Origin of the sequence: uncultured Aurantimicrobium sp. (assembly GCF_936931525.1) — a bacterium.
In the GTDB taxonomy this organism is placed as follows: domain Bacteria; phylum Actinomycetota; class Actinomycetes; order Actinomycetales; family Microbacteriaceae; genus Aurantimicrobium.
On the sequence record NZ_CAKZII010000115.1, the window covers coordinates 1 to 2,060 of the forward strand.

Annotated in this window: 3 protein-coding genes; all 3 read left to right on the plus strand. The window is 51.1% G+C overall.

Annotated elements, in window-relative coordinates:
• The first annotated feature begins 172 nt into the window (after nucleotides 1-172).
• Complete coding sequence (gene gmk / locus Q0362_RS05245; protein ID WP_298120787.1) at nucleotides 173-1,060, plus strand: guanylate kinase; 888 nt, start codon at nucleotides 173-175, stop codon at nucleotides 1,058-1,060.
• A 2-nt stretch (nucleotides 1,061-1,062) separates the two neighbouring features.
• Entirely contained in the window at nucleotides 1,063-1,320 is a 258-nt protein-coding gene (gene rpoZ, locus Q0362_RS05250; protein WP_277495022.1) for a DNA-directed RNA polymerase subunit omega, read from the plus strand.
• 20 nt (nucleotides 1,321-1,340) lie between these two features.
• Nucleotides 1,341-2,060 (plus strand): bifunctional phosphopantothenoylcysteine decarboxylase/phosphopantothenate--cysteine ligase CoaBC (gene coaBC, locus Q0362_RS05255; RefSeq protein WP_298120783.1); only part of this gene is annotated, 720 nt, incomplete at its 3' end.

Genomic DNA, 2,060 nt, shown 5'->3' on the forward strand with positions numbered 1-2,060 from the left:
GGCTTCGGTTTCCAAGGTGCTCGCGTTGAGGATGCTCAGCGATTATTTGGAAATCTTTCGACCAATCTGATCGTGTCTGAAACTAGAAGCGTTCTCTCTGCAGGCCGCGAAGGTGTTGTTGAAGCAGTCACTCGTCGTGCTGGAGAGGTTGCTTCCGCTCTTGCCTAACATCATGCCCGAGGTCGACCGCCGCGCAGCTGCGCAGGCGGGAGTCGTCGCGCGTCGCAAACGCGCTGCTATCAAAGCTGATGTTTTTGAAGGCCGACGTTCCGCTCTTGATGTTTTCGTTGTGGCAACAATAGATCCGTCTTCCTCCGAAGCAACTCTTCGGGTCACTGACTTCCTGAAGTCCCTCCGTGGTGTGGGAGTGAACAAGATTCCTCGCATTCTTGAGGATCTTGATATTTCCCCTCGTAAGCGTCTGGGCGGCTTGGGTAAACATCAACGAGTGGGCTTGCGCAAATGGATTGTGAAATACCAATCCAAGCGCAATGAATCTTGGTCTCCGAAAGCGGTGGTGCTCGTAGGGCCTTCTGGTGTCGGCAAAGGCACGGTAGTAAACCACATTGTCAGGAACTTTCCTCAAGTCCATCTGTCAATCTCTGCTACGACTCGTGATCCTCGTCCAGGTGAAATAGATGGGGTGAACTACTACTTCATTGATCATGGTGAATTTGACGCCATGATTTACTCTGAAGCGCTTCTCGAGTGGGCAGAAGTTCACGGCCAGAATAAATACGGGACCCCTCGTGGCCCAATTGAGAGTGCTCTTTCACAAGGGCGAAGCGTATTGTTTGAAATCGACCTTCAAGGTGCTCGTCAAATTCGTGAAACTATGCCGGAAGCTCGCTTAGTTTTCTTGCTACCGCCAGATTGGGACGAGCTCGTTCGACGTTTACGCGAACGCGGAACTGAGTCTGAAGAAGAGATTCAACGCAGGTTAGAAACCGCAAATGGCGAATTGGCCGCAAAAGATGAATTTGATGTTCGGGTAATTAATCGAGACGTCACTGAAGCAGCCCAACAGGTCGTAGACTTAATGGGACTTATCAAGGAGTAAAAATGGCTACCAAGCTTGAAGGCATCATCAACCCACCTATCGACGACCTGCTCTCGAAGGTTGAATCTAAGTACGCATTGGTTATCTTTGCATCCAAGCGTGCTCGCCAGATCAACGACTACTACTCCGACCTTCACGAAGGAAGCCTCTTCGACAACGTTGGACCCCTCGTTGACTCCAACATCGACGACAAGCCACTCTCCGTTGCTATGCACGAAATCAACGAAGACAAGCTGATCGCTCGTCCACTTTCGGCCTAATTACCGAATCGACACCTGAAGTGTCGCGCACACCATTACGCATTGTCGTCGGGATAACCGGCGGCATTGCTGCGTATAAGGCAGTTTCTGTCGTTCGTGAGTTTGTCAAAGACGGACATCACGTAGACGTCATTGCGACTGAAGCATCATTGCAATTTGTTGGTCGACCAACCCTCGAAGCTATCAGTCGTAATCCTGTTCACGTCGGTCTTTATGACGACGTTGCCCAGGTTCGCCATGTTGCTCTTGGTCAGCAGGCAGATGTGATTGTTATTGCGCCAGCAACGGCAAATACGCTTGCCCAGCTAGCGGCTGGACTTGCACCAGACCTTTTGGGGAACACTGTTCTTGCTCGTAGGGGTCCTCTAGTTGTTGCTCCTGCCATGCACACAGAGATGTGGGAGAACGCTGCAACACAAGCAAATATCTCTACTTTGCGTTCCCGCGGTGTTGTAGTTGTAGGACCCGGTGTGGGGCAACTCACTGGTTCAGATTCTGGCCTGGGTCGAATGAGTGAGCCTGAAGAAATTGTCGAGGCAACGTATGCATCAATTTCTAGCGAAGTAAAGCATGACTTTGTCGGTAAACGAATCCTGATCACTGGTGGTGGCACACGGGAGCCTCTGGACCCAGTTCGATTCATTGGTAATCGTTCTTCGGGAAGACAAGCGGTTGCTTTAGCTCAACGTGCTTTTCAGCGCGGTGCTGAAGTCACGCTCATCGCTGCTCATCTCGAGGTT